This is a genomic window from Streptomyces sp. NPDC006691 (genome assembly GCF_042869955.1).
GTDB lineage: Bacteria > Actinomycetota > Actinomycetes > Streptomycetales > Streptomycetaceae > Streptomyces.
In genome coordinates this window covers 1-14928 of the sequence record NZ_JBIAGW010000014.1, presented here as the reverse complement: position 1 = coordinate 14928, position 14928 = coordinate 1, and the positions used below count along the sequence as shown (strand labels likewise).

Annotated in this window: 15 protein-coding genes; 9 read left to right on the top strand and 6 right to left on the bottom strand. The window is 71.4% G+C overall.

What is annotated here, in order from left to right; genetic code table 11:
* The first annotated feature begins 46 nt into the window (after window positions 1–46).
* From ACFYNP_RS26910 to ACFYNP_RS26895, 4 genes are all read left to right on the top strand, one after another.
* Window positions 47–1039, top strand: coding sequence for an ABC transporter ATP-binding protein (locus tag ACFYNP_RS26910; RefSeq protein ID WP_388420227.1), 993 nt, complete (start codon window positions 47–49; stop codon window positions 1037–1039).
* A gap of 3 nt (window positions 1040–1042) precedes the next feature.
* Window positions 1043–1822 carry an ABC transporter permease gene (locus ACFYNP_RS26905; RefSeq protein WP_388788896.1) on the top strand — a complete coding sequence of 260 codons (780 nt, stop codon included), beginning with the start codon at window positions 1043–1045 and terminating at the stop codon, window positions 1820–1822.
* Window positions 1823–1961: 139 nt separating this feature from the next.
* Window positions 1962–3167, top strand: coding sequence for an ABC transporter ATP-binding protein (locus ACFYNP_RS26900; RefSeq protein ID WP_388788893.1), 1206 nt, complete (start codon window positions 1962–1964; stop codon window positions 3165–3167).
* Window positions 3164–4015, top strand: coding sequence for an ABC transporter permease (locus ACFYNP_RS26895; protein WP_388788891.1), 852 nt, complete (start codon window positions 3164–3166; stop codon window positions 4013–4015). Before ACFYNP_RS26900 ends, ACFYNP_RS26895 begins: the two co-directional genes overlap by 4 nt.
* A 61-nt stretch (window positions 4016–4076) precedes the next feature.
* Here the strand turns inward: ACFYNP_RS26895 and ACFYNP_RS26890 are convergent, their stop codons facing one another.
* Window positions 4077–4406, bottom strand: coding sequence for an ATP/GTP-binding protein (locus ACFYNP_RS26890; protein ID WP_388420231.1), 330 nt, complete (start codon window positions 4404–4406; stop codon window positions 4077–4079).
* A gap of 225 nt (window positions 4407–4631) precedes the next feature.
* Here ACFYNP_RS26890 and ACFYNP_RS26885 point away from each other — a divergent pair, with 225 nt between their 5' ends.
* A complete protein-coding gene (locus ACFYNP_RS26885) occupies window positions 4632–5669 on the top strand; it encodes an LLM class flavin-dependent oxidoreductase (protein ID WP_388420232.1) in 1038 nt (345 codons plus the stop codon).
* 94 nt (window positions 5670–5763) lie between these two features.
* Here ACFYNP_RS26885 and ACFYNP_RS26880 read toward each other — a convergent pair whose 3' ends face one another.
* Window positions 5764–6156, bottom strand: coding sequence for an SCO5389 family protein (locus tag ACFYNP_RS26880; protein ID WP_100577461.1), 393 nt, complete (start codon window positions 6154–6156; stop codon window positions 5764–5766).
* A 228-nt stretch (window positions 6157–6384) separates the two neighbouring features.
* Between ACFYNP_RS26880 and nucS the strand changes: the two genes are divergently transcribed.
* Window positions 6385–7056 (top strand): endonuclease NucS, encoded by a 672-nt coding sequence (gene nucS, locus ACFYNP_RS26875; RefSeq protein ID WP_199846560.1) that lies wholly within the window; start codon window positions 6385–6387, stop codon window positions 7054–7056.
* Window positions 7057–7173: 117 nt separating this feature from the next.
* Here nucS and ACFYNP_RS26870 read toward each other — a convergent pair whose 3' ends face one another.
* The 4 genes from ACFYNP_RS26870 to ACFYNP_RS26855 all read right to left on the bottom strand — a co-directional run bounded on the left by ACFYNP_RS26870 (window position 7174) and on the right by ACFYNP_RS26855 (window position 12082).
* Entirely contained in the window at window positions 7174–9714 is a 2541-nt protein-coding gene (locus ACFYNP_RS26870; RefSeq protein WP_388788888.1) for an ATP-binding protein, read from the bottom strand.
* Window positions 9715–9986: 272 nt separating this feature from the next.
* Window positions 9987–10310, bottom strand: a complete 324-nt coding sequence (locus tag ACFYNP_RS26865) for an STAS domain-containing protein (RefSeq protein WP_100577458.1) — start codon at window positions 10308–10310, stop codon at window positions 9987–9989.
* Window positions 10311–10446: 136 nt separating this feature from the next.
* Entirely contained in the window at window positions 10447–11295 is an 849-nt protein-coding gene (locus ACFYNP_RS26860) for a 3-hydroxyacyl-CoA dehydrogenase family protein (RefSeq protein ID WP_388788885.1), read from the bottom strand.
* Between the two features lie 145 nt (window positions 11296–11440).
* A complete protein-coding gene (locus ACFYNP_RS26855) occupies window positions 11441–12082 on the bottom strand; it encodes a TetR/AcrR family transcriptional regulator (RefSeq protein ID WP_388788883.1) in 642 nt (213 codons plus the stop codon).
* An 82-nt stretch (window positions 12083–12164) separates the two neighbouring features.
* On the opposite strand from ACFYNP_RS26855, the gene ACFYNP_RS26850 reads away from it, so the two are divergent.
* Genes ACFYNP_RS26850 through ACFYNP_RS26840 form a run of 3 tightly spaced genes read left to right on the top strand, consistent with a single transcriptional unit; the run spans window position 12165 to window position 14304 of the window.
* Complete coding sequence (locus ACFYNP_RS26850; protein ID WP_388788880.1) at window positions 12165–12947, top strand: ABC transporter ATP-binding protein; 783 nt, start codon at window positions 12165–12167, stop codon at window positions 12945–12947.
* Window positions 12948–12956: 9 nt separating this feature from the next.
* Window positions 12957–13718 (top strand): ABC transporter permease, encoded by a 762-nt coding sequence (locus tag ACFYNP_RS26845; protein ID WP_388420237.1) that lies wholly within the window; start codon window positions 12957–12959, stop codon window positions 13716–13718.
* Window positions 13719–13731: 13 nt separating this feature from the next.
* The gene (locus ACFYNP_RS26840; RefSeq protein WP_100577455.1) at window positions 13732–14304 is read left to right on the top strand and encodes a cob(I)yrinic acid a,c-diamide adenosyltransferase; all 573 of its coding nucleotides are present in this window, start codon (window positions 13732–13734) and stop codon (window positions 14302–14304) included.
* The last annotated feature ends 624 nt before the right edge of the window (window positions 14305–14928 follow it).

The window sequence follows — 14928 nt, the reverse complement described above, 5'->3', positions numbered from 1 at the left end:
TGCCACTCCGGTGGCGGGGGGCTTTGTCCGCATTTAGCGTTGCCGCATGATCGAGCTTGAGGGCCTCACCAAGCGCTATGGCAGCAAGGTCGCCGTCGACCAGCTGTCCTTCCAGGTCAGACCCGGTGTGGTGACCGGCTTCCTGGGGCCGAACGGGGCCGGCAAGTCGACGACCATGCGCATGCTGCTCGATCTGGACAACCCGACCAGCGGTTCCGTACGCATCGACGGGAAGCACTACCGCGAACTCGCCGAGCCGCTGAAGTACATCGGGGCGCTGCTCGACGCCAAGGCGATGCACGGCGGCCGCACCGCGTACAACAACCTGCTGTGCCTGGCCCAGTCCAACCGGATTCCGGCCGCGCGGGTCTCCGAGGTCTTGGACACGGTGGGTCTGACGGCGGTGGCGAAGAAGAAGGCGAAGGGCTTCTCGCTCGGCATGGGGCAGCGCCTGGGAATCGCCTCCGCGCTGCTCGGCGACCCCGAGATCCTGATGTTCGACGAACCCGTCAATGGTCTGGACCCCGAGGGAATTCACTGGATCCGCAATCTGATGAAGCAGCTCGCGAGTGAGGGACGAACGATCTTCGTTTCGTCTCACCTGATGAGCGAAATGGCGCTCACGGCGGATCACTTGATCGTTATTGGGCAGGGCCGACTGCTCGCCGATACCTCGATGGCGGATTTCATCCGGCAGAACTCACGGAGTTTCGTACGGCTCCGCTCGCCGCAGTGGGAGCGGCTCCTGGACGTACTGCACCAGGCCGGCGTGCCCTTCCTCCAGACCGGGGACGGCGCCATTGAGGTCGACAACGGCAGGATCGAGGCGCTCGGTGAGCTGGCCGCCCAGCACCAGCTCGTGCTGCACGAGCTGTCCGGCCAGCAGGCCTCGCTCGAAGAAGCGTTCATGCAGATGACAGCGGGTTCGGTGGAGTATCACGCACACGGCGCGACCACCCCCGGCGGGCCGCCGGCCGCGCCGCCCGGCGCCAAGGACGCGCCGCGCTGGGGCACCCCCGGCCAGGGCAAGGGGGTCTGAGCGATGGCATCCGTACCCGCGGTCCTGAAGTCCGAGTGGACCAAGATCCGTACGGTCTCCTCGACGACCTGGACCCTGGCCTGCGCCCTGATCGTCACGGTCGCGATCGGCGCCGCGCTCTGCGCGCTGATGAGGTCGCAGTTCGACGATCTGGGGCCGGCCGAGCGGCTGACCTTCGACCCGACGCTCATCAGCTTCTCCGGCATGGTCCTGGGGCAGCTGGCGATGGTCGTCTTCGGCGTCCTGGTGGTCGGCACCGAGTACAGCTCGGGCATGATCCGCTCCTCGCTGGCCGCGGTGCCCCGGCGCGGCACCTTCCTGTTCTCTAAGCTCGCCGTGGCCACCCTGCTCGCGCTGGTGGTGGGCATCGTGACCAGCTTCCTGACCTTCTTCCTCGGTCAGGCGCTGCTCGGCCCGCACCGGACGACCATCGGCGCGCCCGACGTGCTGCGGGCGGTCGTCGGGGCCGGGCTCTACATGGCGCTGATCGCGCTGTTCTCGATGGGCGTCGCCGCGATGCTGCGCAGCTCGATGCTCTCGCTCGGCATCCTGATGCCGTTCTTCTTCCTGATCTCGCAGATCCTCTCGGCGGTGCCCGGCGCCAAGACCGTGGCCCGCTACTTCCCCGACCGGGCCGGCTCCCAGATCATGCAGGTGGTGCCGGACGCCATGAACAGCGACCCGGCGCCGTACGGGCCGTGGGGCGGGCTCAGCATCATGGCGCTGTGGGTGATCGCCGCGCTCGCGGGCGGCTACCTCGTCCTCCGGCACCGGGACGCCTGAGCCCGGACGACCGCCGCCCCATAGATCACGGCTTGGCCGGAACCGTCAAGGCCTGGATAAGCTCCTCACTCATACGGGGGCATGCCGGCCGCACGCCGGACACCGCCCCGACGACCCGAACCGTCGATGGGGCTGGAGAATGATCGAGGCAGTCGGCCTGACGAAGCGCTACGGCGCCAAGACGGCCGTGCACAACCTTTCCTTTCAGGTCCGCCCGGGCACGGTCACCGGGTTCCTGGGGCCGAACGGCTCCGGCAAGTCCACGACCATGCGCATGATCCTCGGCCTCGACCGGCCGACCTCGGGACACGTCACCATCGGCGGCCACCCCTTCCGCGGTCTGCCCAACGCACCACGCCAGGTCGGCGCACTGCTCGACGCCAAGGCCGTGCACGGCGGGCGCAGCGCCCGCAGCCACCTGCTCTCGCTCGCCCAGCTCGCCGGCATCCCGGCCCGCCGGGTGGACGAGGTGCTCGGCGTGGTCGGCCTCAAGGAGGTCGCCAAGCAACGCTCCAAGGGGTTCTCGCTCGGCATGGGCCAGCGGCTCGGCATCGCCGCGGCACTGCTCGGCGATCCCCAGGTGCTGCTCTTCGACGAGCCGGTCAACGGGCTCGACCCCGAGGGCATCCTGTGGGTGCGCAACCTGATGAAGCAGCTCGCCGCCGAGGGCCGCACGGTGTTCGTCTCCTCGCACCTGATGAGCGAGATGGCGGTGACCGCGGAGCACCTCATCGTCATCGGCCGCGGCCGGCTGCTCGCGGACATGAGCGTCAAGGACTTCATCTCGCACAACTCCGCCGACTTCGCCCGGGTCCGTGCGCCCGGCACCGACCCCGCCCAGCGCGAGAAGCTGACGTCCGCGTTGACCGAGGCGGGCGGCCAGGTGCTGCCCGAGCCGGACGGCGCGCTGCGCGTGACGGGCCTGCCCCTGCCCCGCATCAGCGAGGTGGCGCACGAGGCGGACGTACGCCTGTGGGAGCTCTCGCCGCACCAGGCCTCGCTGGAAGAGGCGTACATGCGCATGACGCAGGGCACGGTCGACTACCGCTCGACGGACGACCTGAAGGCCGGACTCCAGCCCGCCGTGCCGCCCGGGTACGCGCCGCCGGTCATCCCCGAGGTGCCGCAGCAGAGCTGGTACGCCCCGCCGCCGCCCGGCCGGAACCCGTACGCGGCCGCGCCCCCGCAGGCCCCGGTGAGCCCGCCGCTCGGCCCGGAGGCGGTCCCGCGGCCGGACCCGCAGGCCCCGGCCCAGCAGCCCGCCTCGCAGCCGCCTGCCGCTCCCCCGGTTCCGCAGGCCCCGGCCACGCCTGCCGCCCCGACCAAGCCCGAGGACGCCCGATGACCACCCCGTACCAGCAACAGCCGCATACACCGCAGGCGCCGGGCCCGCAGCTCGGCACCTACACCTCGCCGATCGCCCAGCGGCGGCCGGGCTTCGGTGACGCGCTCGCCTCCGAGTGGACCAAGATCCGGTCGGTGCGTTCCACGATCTGGACGCTCGGGGTGCTGGTCGTGCTCATGCTCGGCCTGGGCCTGCTCTTCGCCGTCCTCCTCCGGGCCAACGGCACGGGGGAGACCAACACCCCGGTCCTGGTGTTCGGCGCCTTCGGCGTGCTCCTCGGCTCGATCTGCGTGATCACCCTCGGCGTGCTCACCATCTCCTCCGAGTACGGCACCGGGATGATCCGCACGACGTTGACGGCCTGCCCGAGCCGCGGGCGGATCCTGGCCGCGAAGTCGGTGGTCTTCTTCCTGCTCTCGTTCGTCATCGTGACGGCCGGAGCCACCCTCGTCGCGATCCTCCAGACCTCCATGGTGACGTTCGGTCCGAGGCCGTCCGCCGGGGACTGGCTGCGGGCCACCGTCGGCGTCGGGCTCTACATCGCGATGCTGGGCCTGCTGTCGCTCGCGGTGGGTGCGCTGATCCGGCACTCCGCCGGCGCGATCACCATCATGATCGGGGTGGTGCTGCTGCCCCTGGTCCTCGCCATGTTCATGTTCGCCGCCTCCCTGAGCGGTCTGCGGGACTTCCTCATGTCCTACTCGATCCCCAGTCAGCTGATCGCTCTCTACGGCGACTCGCTCTCGACGCCGGGCCCCTCCGGCTGGGAGTCGCTGTGGATCATCACCGGCGTCACCGCGGTCGCCCTCGGCGGTGCGTTCCTGTCACTCAACTCCCGCGACGTATAGGGAAGTTCGACCCGAAATCTCGGCACCCGGGCGCGTTCGCCCCGTGCCGGGCGGGCCTCGCTCAGTACCTGGGCGCGTTCCTGGACCGCTGCACCCGCGTGGTGCGGCGGTCCTTCGCGTTCCAGCAGGCCTTGTGCCAGTGCCGGCGCTCGTCGACGCCCCCGTACTCGGGCCAGGCCACCAGGTGCGGGGCGCCGGAGGGGATCTCCTGGTCGCAGCCGGGGCAGCGGTAGCGCTTGCCCGCCGCGCTGGCCCCCGCCACGTGCCGCACCGACCACTCCTCGCCCTGCCAGGACTCGGTGCCCTGGACGCCGAAACGGTCGCCGCCCGTCCGGCTCTCGGACTCGGGCGGGTTCTCGCCGCCCTTGGGGCGGTTGCGGCGCGGGGACACGTAGACACCTCACGGGGCGGGCCGGACGTTTCTCCCCAGCCTAGGCCCACCCGGTCCGGGTACCCGCCCGGGTGAGGAGTGCGGAGGTCGCCGGAGTCACTCGTTCGAGGGACTCTTAGCGGACAATCGCAAGAAGTTGGCGACGGGCCGTGCCTTTGGCACTTGTCAGACGTTCTTGCCAGTAAGAGGGGGAGAGCCGCGTCGGCCGCAAGGAGGCAGAAGGCGATGCGTGTCGGAACTTTTGTACTGGCGGCCCAGTTTCCGGGCCAGGGGCAGGGAGAAACGCTCCATCGTGCGGTCAGGTCCGCCGAGGTGGCCGAGGAGTCCGGGCTTGACTCGGTGTGGCTGGCCGAACACCACTTCGTACCGTACGGCGTGTGCCCGTCCGCCGTGACGCTGGCGGCGTTATTGCTCGGGCGCACCCGGCGGATCAGGGTCGGTACGGCGGTCTCCGTGCTGCCGACGGCTCATCCGGTGGCGCTCGGTGAACAGGCCGCGCTGCTGCACCTCACCTCCGGCGGGCGGTTCTCGCTCGGCGTGGGGCGCGGCGGCCCGTGGGTGGACCTGGAGGTGTTCGGCTCGGGCCTCACGGCGTACGAGCAGGGCTTCCCCGAGTCGCTCGATCTGCTCCTGCGCTGGCTGCGCGAGCCCCGCGTGTCCGGCGAGGGGGAACGGTTCAGCTTCCGGGAGGTCCCGGTCGTGCCGCGGCCCGAGGAGATCCTGGACGGCGGCCCGGAGGACGCCTGCCCCGAGGTGATCGTCGCGTGCACCTCGCCCAGGAGCGTCAAGCTGGCCGCGGAGCGCGGGCTTCCCATGCTGCTCGGCATGCACTGCGGCGACGAGGACAAGGCCGAGATGGTCGCACTGTGGCGCAGGCAGGCGCTCGCGGCCGGGCACGCGCCCGAGAAGGTCGCGGCGGCCGGCCATGTGTCGGCCGGAGTGGCGCAGCTCGCCGACCGGCGGGCCGAGGCCGCGGAGACGCTGGTGAAGTCGATGCCGGGCTGGTTGAAGCAGGGGCTCGACGCCCATGTGACGGTCGACGGCCGCCACCGTGCGATGCGCGACCCGGTGGCGTACACCGAACTGCTCTGCGGCCTGCACCCGGTGGGCACGCCCCGGCTCGCGGCGGACCGCCTCGCGGCCACCTCGGAGCGCACCGGCATCACCCGCTTCGCCCTCCTGGTGGAGGGGTCGGGCGACCTGTCGGCGACGGAGGAGAACGTACGCAGGCTGGGCACGGAGGTGCTGCCGCTCCTGACGTAGTCCGGGCGGACGGACACCGGCACCGGCGGCCGCCCAAGTGGCCGCCGCTCCGCGTCAGTTGCACCTCCCGCGACGCGGAGCGGCAGCGAAGACTTCAGCAGTCCCGAAGCTCCGGAGACTGGTTGAGCAGCTGACCCCTGATCGAGGTGAAGCGGGCGAGCCGCTCATCGGACGAGGGGTCCAGAGGGAACACCGCGACACGGTGGCAGTTCTGGAACGCCAGACGGACACCGAAGTGCCGCTGGAGCGCACCGCGAATGGCGTCACTCGCAAGGGCACGCAGCAGCTGGCCGCGCGCCTGCTCGTCCGGCGGAGGCGTCTGGTTGTCGGCGAACGCTCCGCCGTCGACCTTCAGCTGGGCCACCAGAGAGCTGATCATCTCCCACGCGTAGGGCAGGGAGGTCCGGACGCAGTCGACGAAGGCGGCTTCGTCGACCTCGCCTCGCTCGGCCTGTTCGAGTAGGGCCGGTGAGACGTCGAGCGACATGGTTTCTCCTCTCGCGACCCCGGGGAGCGGGGCCTTACGGGCAGGGAAAGGGAGCATGACGGCCGTCTCTCCCGACAACGCAGCGTGCGCGGCCGACAACCTCCCGCTTCCACGGTAGGCGCGATGTCGGGCCCATGGCAGGTACTTGGCACATAACCGGCCAATAACGAACAGTGCACTCCAGGGCGAATCGCGTTCCGCGGGGAGAGTCGAGTAGCGTTGCCCACCATGCGTCTCGTCATCGCCCGCTGCTCCGTCGACTACGCGGGCCGCCTCACCGCCCATCTTCCGTCCGCCCCCCGCCTCATCCTGGTGAAGGCGGACGGCAGCGTCTCCATCCACGCTGACGACCGGGCCTACAAGCCCCTCAACTGGATGTCTCCGCCGTGCACCCTGAAAGTGGGGTCCGGGGACGACGAGGGCGTCTGGACCGTCATCAACAAGGCGGGCGAGAAGCTCATCATCACGATGGAGGAGGTCCTGCACGACTCCTCGCACGAACTCGGCGTAGACCCCGGCCTGATCAAGGACGGCGTGGAAGCGCACCTCCAGGAGCTGCTCGCCGATCGGATCGACACCCTCGGCGAGGGCTACACCCTGATCCGCCGCGAATACCCCACCGCCATCGGCCCGGTGGACATCCTCTGTCGTGACGGTGACGGCAAGACGGTGGCGATCGAGATCAAGCGCCGCGGCGAGATCGACGGCGTCGAGCAGCTGACCCGCTATCTGGAGCTGCTCAACCGCGACCCGCACCTCGCCCCGGTCCAGGGCGTCTTCGCGGCCCAGGAGATCAAGCCCCAGGCCCGGGTGCTCGCCACCGACCGCGGCATCGGCTGTGTGGTCCTCGACTACAACGCCCTGCGCGGCATCGAGGACGACAAGCTCCGCCTGTTCTGACCGCGGGACCGCGGCAGCGGTACGTACGACGAAGGGGCCCGCAGAGTGCTGCGGGCCCCTTCTCGTGTGTGCTGTCACGCGTTCCGCGCGGCGGTCTGTCCTACGCGGCGGTCTGTCCTACGGGGTGCTCGACGCCGTCGGAGGCTTGGAGCCGGCCGGGCCGCCGGACGTCGGGGAGTGGGAGGCCCCGCTCGAAGGCGGCGGCGGTTTGGTGGAGGCCGGCGGACTGCTGCCCCCGCTGTTCGACGGGGTGGGCGTGGGCGACCCCGTGGGCGAGGAGGAGCCGCTCGGCGAACCCGTGGGCGGCTTCGACGAGTGCGACGGCTGGCCCGACGGCGACGACGGCCTGCCCGAGGAGGACGGCTTGGTGGTGCCGGGGCTCGACGAGCCGCTGGAGGGGCGGCCCGAGGTGCTCGGGCTGCCGCTGGTCCCGGGGACCGGGTGGCCCGAGGCGCCGGGCGTGGGGGTGGTGCCCGGCCTGCTCGGGCTCACCGGGCCGCCGCCCTTGTTGTCACCCGGCTTGGCGCCGCTGCTGGGGTTGTTGGGGTCGGCGTCCAGACCGCCGGTCGAGCCGTCCTCGTTGGCGGACTGCTGTTGCGTCACATCGCCGTCCTGGCCGCCACCCTTGTCGTTGGAGGTCGCGCCGAGCGTGACCACGGTGCCGAGCACGGCGGCCAGCAGCGCGCCGGCGCCGGCCGCGACGAGGTTGCGCCGGGCTCCCCCGAACAGTGCCCGGCGCCGCGCCCTGGGCATCGCGCCGCCGACCGGGGCGGCCCGGCGGGTCACCAACGTGGCATCGGGGCGCGGGAGTTGGGCCGTCGCTGCGGCCGAGGGCACGCCCCCGGGCGGCGCCTTGGACTCCTCGTGCCGGGCCGCGGGCACCTCTTCCCCGACGGGCGTACGGGGAAGCACGGGCAGGCCCCCCGAGCGGTCCTCGACGAGGGCGAGCGCCCGGCGTCCGGCGACGGTGCCGCGCTTGTCGGAGAGTGCGCCGCGCAGCGCGATCGAGGCCTCCAGCTCGGCACGGGCCCGGTCCAGGCCGCCGTTGCAGAGCGCCAGGACGCCCAACTCGTGGTGGAAGTAAGCCTCTTCGCCCACCTCGCCGGTGAGCCGGGCCGCCTCGGAGCCGACCCGCAGGCTGCGCTCCCAGGCGCTCCAGTGCAGTCCCGCGGCGAGCGCGGGCGCCGCGGTGCGGGCCAGCTTGACGGCGGTGGCCGGGTGGTCGTCCTGGTCGCCGGGTACCAGCGCGCTCAGGGCGGCGAGCACCGCGTCCGCCTCGCCGGCGGCCCGCTCGGGGGTGACCGAGGGGTGCCCGGTCCACCAGGTGTAGTGCTGGGCGGCTGCGTGGGCGCGCTCCCCCGCTCCGGTGTCGTAGCCGTTGCTCTCCAGTTGGGTGAGGACGCCGGCGGCGAGGCGGTAGCGGGAGCCGACCGGGGACAGGAGCCCGCCGGCGAGGAGTTCACCGAGGGCGGCGTCCGCGTGGGTGTCGCCGATGAGCGCGGGCAGATGGGCCTGGTGCGGCACCTCGCCGCCGAGTGCGACCGCGAAGCGCAGGGTGTCCCGGGCGGCCTCGCTCAGCCGGGAGGCGAGCAGGGCCGCGGGGGCCGCACCCTCGCCGAGCGTGGGCAGCGGGATCTCGCGGCCCTCGCCCGAGAACACCGACGCGTCGGCGGTCTCGTCGAGCGGAAAGCCGTACGCGTCAAGGGAGTTGGGCTCGCCGCGCAGATGGTCGCGCTGGCGCAGCAGGGCGCCGGCCTGGACGAAGCGCAGCGGCAGGCCCTCGGACTCGAACCAGAGGTCGCCCGCCCAGTTGGCCTCCTCGTCGGTCAGCGCCCGGTCGACGGCCTGCTCCAGGAGTTCGAGCGAGGCGCTGCGGCCGAGGCCGCCGAGGAAGACCTCCTCGATGCCCGAGTCGGGGTGCGGGGCGGGGACCTCGGGGGTCGCGGCGAGCACATAGGCGCACTCGGGCGTGGCCAGCAGGAGTTCTTCGAGGGGGGCGCCGCCGAATTCGAGGTCGTCGAGGACCACGACGGCGCCGATGTCGTGGACGCGGCCGAGGAGTGTGGCCCGGTCGGGCCGGTGCAGCGAGGTGTGGAACACCGTGGCGTACAGCTCGTGGAGCAGGTCGGTGGAGGTGCGGCGGTGTCCCGAGAGGCGTACGACGCCGTCGGGTGCGAGCTCCGCGCAGTCGCCGGCGACCGCGTCGAGCAGGGCGCTGCGCCCGGAGCCCGCGGGCCCGGTGAGCCGCACGGAACGGCCGCGGCCGAGGAGGCGTACGAGCCGGGCTCGTTCCTCCTCGCGTTCGAGCAGGGCGGGGGTGGGTGTCATCAGGCCGGGCGGCAGGGGTGGCCGGGCGGCCCGCTCGCTCTCGGCCCGCTCGGCCGCGCTGCGCCGCACCGGAGATCCGGGTATCTCACCCGGCGGGCAGTTCTCGATCTCGCTGCCGTCGATCGGATTGACCGTCAGGAGGAAGTCGCCGGCGACGAGCTGGACCGTGCGCGCGAGTCCGGCCGCGCGCTGTCCGAAGTCGGGTGTGACGGGCTCCCTGTCGCGTGCGGAGCGCTGCGGTCCGGCGCCCGGTTCCGCGTGTGCGCCCGCAACGCCGACCGGGTCGTCGGCATGGCTGAACTCTTCCGGTCCCCGGTTCATCGGGTCCATGGTGAAAGCCCCCCAGATGCGTGGTGCGTAAGGATTGCCCCTCCCGGCCCTTACACACTTCGCTCTTCGCTGTCGCTTCTGGTCCGGTGCCCGCCGTGTGGGTTCGTCGATCGGCGGGAAGCCGAACCCTAGACTCCGCACAGTATCTACGAACGGGCGGGGTGCCGCCCCGCCCAAGACGTCACAGTCTCGTGAGGATTGCGCGCGGAGTCCGTTTCCCGCACTCGTGTCCCGACACCTCCCGCCTGGCGGCCGTCCGCCGGGCAGGGCCGCTAGACGCGGGGCAGGGCCTCGGCGACGATGCCGCCCTCGATCGCGAGGATGCGGTGCAGCCGGGTGGCGACCAGGAGGCGCTGCATCTGGGGCGGCACGCCCCGCAGCACGAGGCGCCTGCCGCACCGCCCGGCCCGGCGGTGGGCTCCCATGATCACGCCGAGTCCGGTGGCGTCCCACGAGTCCAGTTCGGTGAGGTCGAGCACGAGGTCACCGGCCCCGTCGTCGACCGCCGAGTGCAGGGCCGTACGGGCGTCCGCCGCGCTGCGGACGTCGAGGCGGCCCCCGACGACCAGCTCGACGTGGTCGCCCCTGATGTGCATATGCGCTCCCGAGAGTGCTTGGCTTTTCGACAACCGACTCAACAACTGACTGCCCCACGGCCACAGAAGTTGCCGCCCGTGAGCGAACCGATACCTAATTCACCCCATGGAGTGAGGTCCGGGGGCGGTCGGCGGTTCAGTGCTTGTAGAAGCCCTGCCCGCTCTTGCGACCGATGTCACCCGCGTCCACCATCCGGCGCATCAGCTCCGGCGGGGCGAACTTCTCGTCCTGGGACTCCGTGTAGATGTTGCTGGTGGCGTGCAGCAGGATGTCCACGCCGGTGAGGTCGGCGGTGGCGAGCGGGCCCATCGCGTGGCCGAAGCCCAGCTTGCAGGCGAGGTCGATGTCCTCGGCGCTGGCCACGCCCGACTCGTACAGTTTGGCCGCCTCGACGACGAGCGCCGAGATGAGCCGGGTGGTGACGAAGCCGGCCACGTCGCGGTTGACCACGATGCAGGTCTTGCCCACCGACTCGGCGAACTCCCGTGCCGCGGCGAGGGTTTCGTCGCTGGTCTTGTAGCCGCGCACCAGCTCGCACAGCTGCATCATCGGGACCGGCGAGAAGAAGTGGACGCCGACGACCCGTTGGGGGTGCCGGGTGGCCGCCGCGATCTTGGTGATCGGGATGGCGGAGGTGTTGGAGGCGAGCACGGTCTCCGGGCGCACGATCGTGTCGAGCGTGCGGAAGATCTCGTGCTTGACCTCCAGCTTCTCGAAGACGGCCTCGACGACGATGTCGGCGTCGGCGGCCGCGTCCAGATCGGTGGTCGTGGTGATGCGCGCGAGGGCCGCCTCGGCGTCCTCGGCGGCCAGCCTGCCCTTGCTCACGAACCTGTCGTACGAGGCCTTGATGCCGTCGGTGCCGCGGGTGAGGGCCTCGTCGGTGACGTCGCGCAGGACGACGTCCCAGCCCGCCTGGGCCGAGACCTGCGCGATACCGGACCCCATGAGTCCGGCTCCGATGACGGCGAGCTTCCTGGCCACGACGCTTCCCTCCAACAGGTTTCCAACCAAGCCTTCTTGAGCCTTCTTGGCGGAGGCTATCGGCCGGGCGGGCTTCTGGGAGTGCTTAGAGATGCGCGTCACGTCTCAGATGACGGACATCACACCTGGCGGCGTGAGGTGGGTCTCAGCGGGCGCCCCGTACGGCGTAGTTGAGCACCCTGCCCCCCAGGAGTCCCTCCATCTCGTCGATCAGGACGAGCACCTCGCGGGAGACCGCCCTGGGGTCGCGGCCGGCCGTCATCTCACGGCCGATGGCGGACATGGCCGTCTGGTGGACCCAGTTGATCTGACCCGCGATCAGGGCGGGCAGCGGCTCGTCCGGGCCGGCGCCGACCTCCTCGCGCAGGGTCGCCTCCAGGTTCGCGAGCACGTCCTGGCCGACCGCCCACAGCCGGGCCTTGAGCGCGGGCGAGCCGTCGATGACGGCCATGAACCGGCTGTAGCCCTCCATCAGGCCGACCCTCGGCGAGACGGACTCGACCTCGGCGCGCAGTTCGCGAAGGACCGCCCCGGCGGCCGACTCCCCGTCGTCGCGGCCGCGCACCCAGCGCGAGAGCCGGTCGACGATCCCCCGGCTGCGGTCGAGGAACAGGTCCTCCTTGGCAGGGAAGTAGTTGTAGACGGTGTTCACCGAGACGTCGGCCACCTCGGCGATCTCCGCGATCGTGACCGCCTCGAAGCCGCGCTCCAGGAAGAGCCCGGTGGCCAGGTCCGAGATCCGCTGCCTGGTCTCGCGCTTCTTCCGCTCCCTCAGCCCTTCTGCCATGCCCCCAGCGTAGGCGATCCCCTGCACCCTCTTAAATTTTGGAGGCATTGCAAACTTTAAGTGACTCTGTTTTTCTGTCCTCATGGCAATCATCAGCACGGCCGGGCTCGCCCGGACGTTCCAGAGCAAGGCGGGTCCGGTCGAGGCGGTGCGCGGCATCGACCTGACGGTCCGGGCCGGCGAGATCCTCGGCTTCCTCGGCCCCAACGGCGCGGGCAAGACGACCACCCTGCGGATGCTCACGACCCTGCTCCCGCCGACCGGCGGCGCCGCGACCGTGGCGGGCCACGACCTGCTGCGCGATGCGGCCGGGGTGCGCCGGGCGTGCGGTTACGTGGCCCAGTCCGGGGGTGTCGACCCGAACATCTCGGTACGCGAGGAGCTGGTCACCCAGGGCCGCCTCTACCGCCTGACCAAGCCCCAAGCCGTGCTGCGCGCAAAGGAGTTGGCGGCGGAGCTCGGCCTCGACGGGCTCCTGGAGCGCAGGACGTCGACGCTCTCGGGCGGTCAGCGCCGGCGCCTGGACATCGCGATGGGCCTGATGCACCGGCCCGAGGTGCTCTTCCTCGACGAGCCGACCACCGGGCTGGACCCGGGCAGCCGCGCCGACCTGTGGGACCTGGTCCGGCGGATCCGCGCCGACCACGGCACCACGGTCTTCCTCACCACCCACTACCTGGACGAGGCCGACGCCCTCGCCGACCGCCTGGTGATCGTCGACAAGGGCACGATCGTGGCCGACGGCACCCCGGCCGCCCTCAAGGCCCGTTACGCGGACGGCCCGGACGCCTCGCTCCAGGACGCCTTCCTCGCCATCACCGGGCGCAGTGCCGCGCCGCGGGACGCCGCCCCCGTAGCCGTCTAGGACTCCCCCATGAACATCGCCCCGCTGCTCTCCGACACCGCCCTGATCTTCGGCAGGTACGCCCGCCAGACGCTGCGCTCCAAGTTCCAGATCCTCTTCGGCGTACTGATGCCGCTGCTCTACCTCCTCTTCTTCGGCCCACTCCTGACCGGCATGCCGCTGGGCTCAAGCGGCAGCTCCTGGCAGGTCCTGGTTCCCGGCCTGCTGCTCCAACTCGCGCTGTTCGGAGCCTCGTTCGCGGGGTTCGCGGTCATCATCGAGAACAGCTGGGGCGTCGTGGAGCGCATGCGCGTCACCCCCGTCTCACGGCTCGCGCTGCTGCTCGGCCGGGTCCTGCGCGACTCCGCGCTCTTCGTCTTCCAGGCGGTGCTGCTGGTGCTCGCCGCCCTGCTGATGGGCCTGCGCGCCCCTCTCGCGGGCATCCTCATCGGCTTCGCCTTCGTGGCGCTCCTGACCCTGTCCTTGGCCTCGCTGTCGTACGCGCTCGCCATGAAGGTCCGTACCCCGCAGGGGTTCGGCCCGGCGGTCAACGCCATCGCGATGCCGTCGATGCTGCTCTCCGGCCTGATGCTGCCGATGTCGCTCGCGCCCGGCTGGCTGAACGTGCTGTCGCACTTCATGCCGTTCCGCTATCTGGTGGACGCGGTGCGCTCCGCCTACCTGGGCTCGTACGCGACCACGACCATGCTGTACGGAGGCCTGGTGGCGGCCGGTTTCGCCGCGCTCGCCGTGACGGTGGGCACACGCGTCTTCCGGACGGCCGGAGCGTAACTACTCTGGCGGCATGGTCAATCTGACGCGCATCTACACCCGCACCGGCGACCAGGGCACGACCGCCCTCGGCGACATGAGCCGGACCGCCAAGACCGATCTGCGGATCTCGGCGTACGCCGACACGAACGAGGCGAACGCCGTCATCGGCACGGCGATCGCACTCGGGCAGCTGTCCGAGGAGGTCGTGAAGGTGCTGGTCCGGGTCCAGAACGACCTGTTCGACGTGGGGGCGGACCTCGCCACGCCGGTCGTCGAGAACCCGGAGTACCCGCCGCTTCGGGTGGAGCAGTCCTACATCGACAAGCTGGAGGCGGACTGCGACCGCTTCCTGGAGGACCTGGAGAAGCTCCGCAGCTTCATCCTGCCTGGCGGCACGCCCGGCGCGGCGCTGCTGCACCAGGCGTGCACGGTGGTGCGGCGCGCGGAACGCTCGACGTGGTCGGCCCTGGAAGTGCACGCCGCCGTCATGAACCCCCTGACGGCGACCTACCTCAACCGCCTCTCCGACCTCCTGTTCATCCTGGCCCGCACGGCGAACAAGGCGGTGGGGGATGTGCTGTGGGTGCCGGGTGGGGAGAGGTAGGGCTCGGGGGGTCGTGCGTCTCTGGGGGCGGCTCCCGGGGCCCCATTGCGCAGTTCCCCGCGCCCCCAACCCCGCCTTGGGCTGCGGGCCGCCCTCGCTGGCTCGCGCCCCCAACCCCCGCCTTCGTCCGCGGACCGTGCCCGCGTGCTCGCGCAGTTCCCCGCGCCCCTCAAACCCGCCTTCCCCCGCAGACCGTGGTCGCGTGCTCGCGCAGTTCCCCGCGCCCCTCAAAGCCGCCTTGGGCTGCGGGCCGTTCTAGCTGGCTCGCGCCCCCCCAACCCCCGCCTTCGTCCGCGGACCGTGCCCGCGTGCTCGCGCAGTTCCCCGCGCCCCTCAAACCCGCCTTCGTCCGCGGACCGTGCCCGCGCAGTTCCCCGCGCCCCTCAAATCCGCCTTCGTCCGCGGACCGTGGTCGCGTGCTCGCGCAGTTCCCCGCGCCCCCGTAGGTGGCCCTGCATGCCTCGGTGCTGGCCCGCGTCGGGCACTTCAGCCCAGCCGGCTGATCGGTACGGGCCCGCATCGAGGCATTTTCAGCCCGTCCGGCGATTGAGGACGAGCGCCCTTAAGGCGCGATACGGGGTCCGGGGCGGAGCCCCGAACCGGGGGTGCAGGGGGCGCAGCCCC

Excerpts from the sequence above, each read along its gene's own strand:
- ACFYNP_RS26905 (WP_388788896.1), top strand. The coding sequence starts at position 1,043 with ATGGCATCCGTACCCGCGGTCCTGAAGTCCGAGTGGACCAAGATCCGT.
- ACFYNP_RS26910 (WP_388420227.1), top strand. The coding sequence starts at position 47 with ATGATCGAGCTTGAGGGCCTCACCAAGCGCTATGGCAGCAAGGTCGCC.
- ACFYNP_RS26900 (WP_388788893.1), top strand. The coding sequence starts at position 1,962 with ATGATCGAGGCAGTCGGCCTGACGAAGCGCTACGGCGCCAAGACGGCC.
- ACFYNP_RS26885 (WP_388420232.1), top strand. The coding sequence starts at position 4,632 with ATGCGTGTCGGAACTTTTGTACTGGCGGCCCAGTTTCCGGGCCAGGGG.
- nucS (WP_199846560.1), top strand. The coding sequence starts at position 6,385 with ATGCGTCTCGTCATCGCCCGCTGCTCCGTCGACTACGCGGGCCGCCTC.
- ACFYNP_RS26865 (WP_100577458.1), bottom strand. The coding sequence starts at position 10,310 with ATGCACATCAGGGGCGACCACGTCGAGCTGGTCGTCGGGGGCCGCCTC.
- ACFYNP_RS26855 (WP_388788883.1), bottom strand. The coding sequence starts at position 12,082 with ATGGCAGAAGGGCTGAGGGAGCGGAAGAAGCGCGAGACCAGGCAGCGG.
- ACFYNP_RS26895 (WP_388788891.1), top strand. The coding sequence starts at position 3,164 with ATGACCACCCCGTACCAGCAACAGCCGCATACACCGCAGGCGCCGGGC.
- ACFYNP_RS26840 (WP_100577455.1), top strand. The coding sequence starts at position 13,732 with ATGGTCAATCTGACGCGCATCTACACCCGCACCGGCGACCAGGGCACG.
- ACFYNP_RS26845 (WP_388420237.1), top strand. The coding sequence starts at position 12,957 with ATGAACATCGCCCCGCTGCTCTCCGACACCGCCCTGATCTTCGGCAGG.
- ACFYNP_RS26880 (WP_100577461.1), bottom strand. The coding sequence starts at position 6,156 with ATGTCGCTCGACGTCTCACCGGCCCTACTCGAACAGGCCGAGCGAGGC.
- ACFYNP_RS26870 (WP_388788888.1), bottom strand. The coding sequence starts at position 9,714 with ATGGACCCGATGAACCGGGGACCGGAAGAGTTCAGCCATGCCGACGAC.
- ACFYNP_RS26850 (WP_388788880.1), top strand. The coding sequence starts at position 12,165 with ATGGCAATCATCAGCACGGCCGGGCTCGCCCGGACGTTCCAGAGCAAG.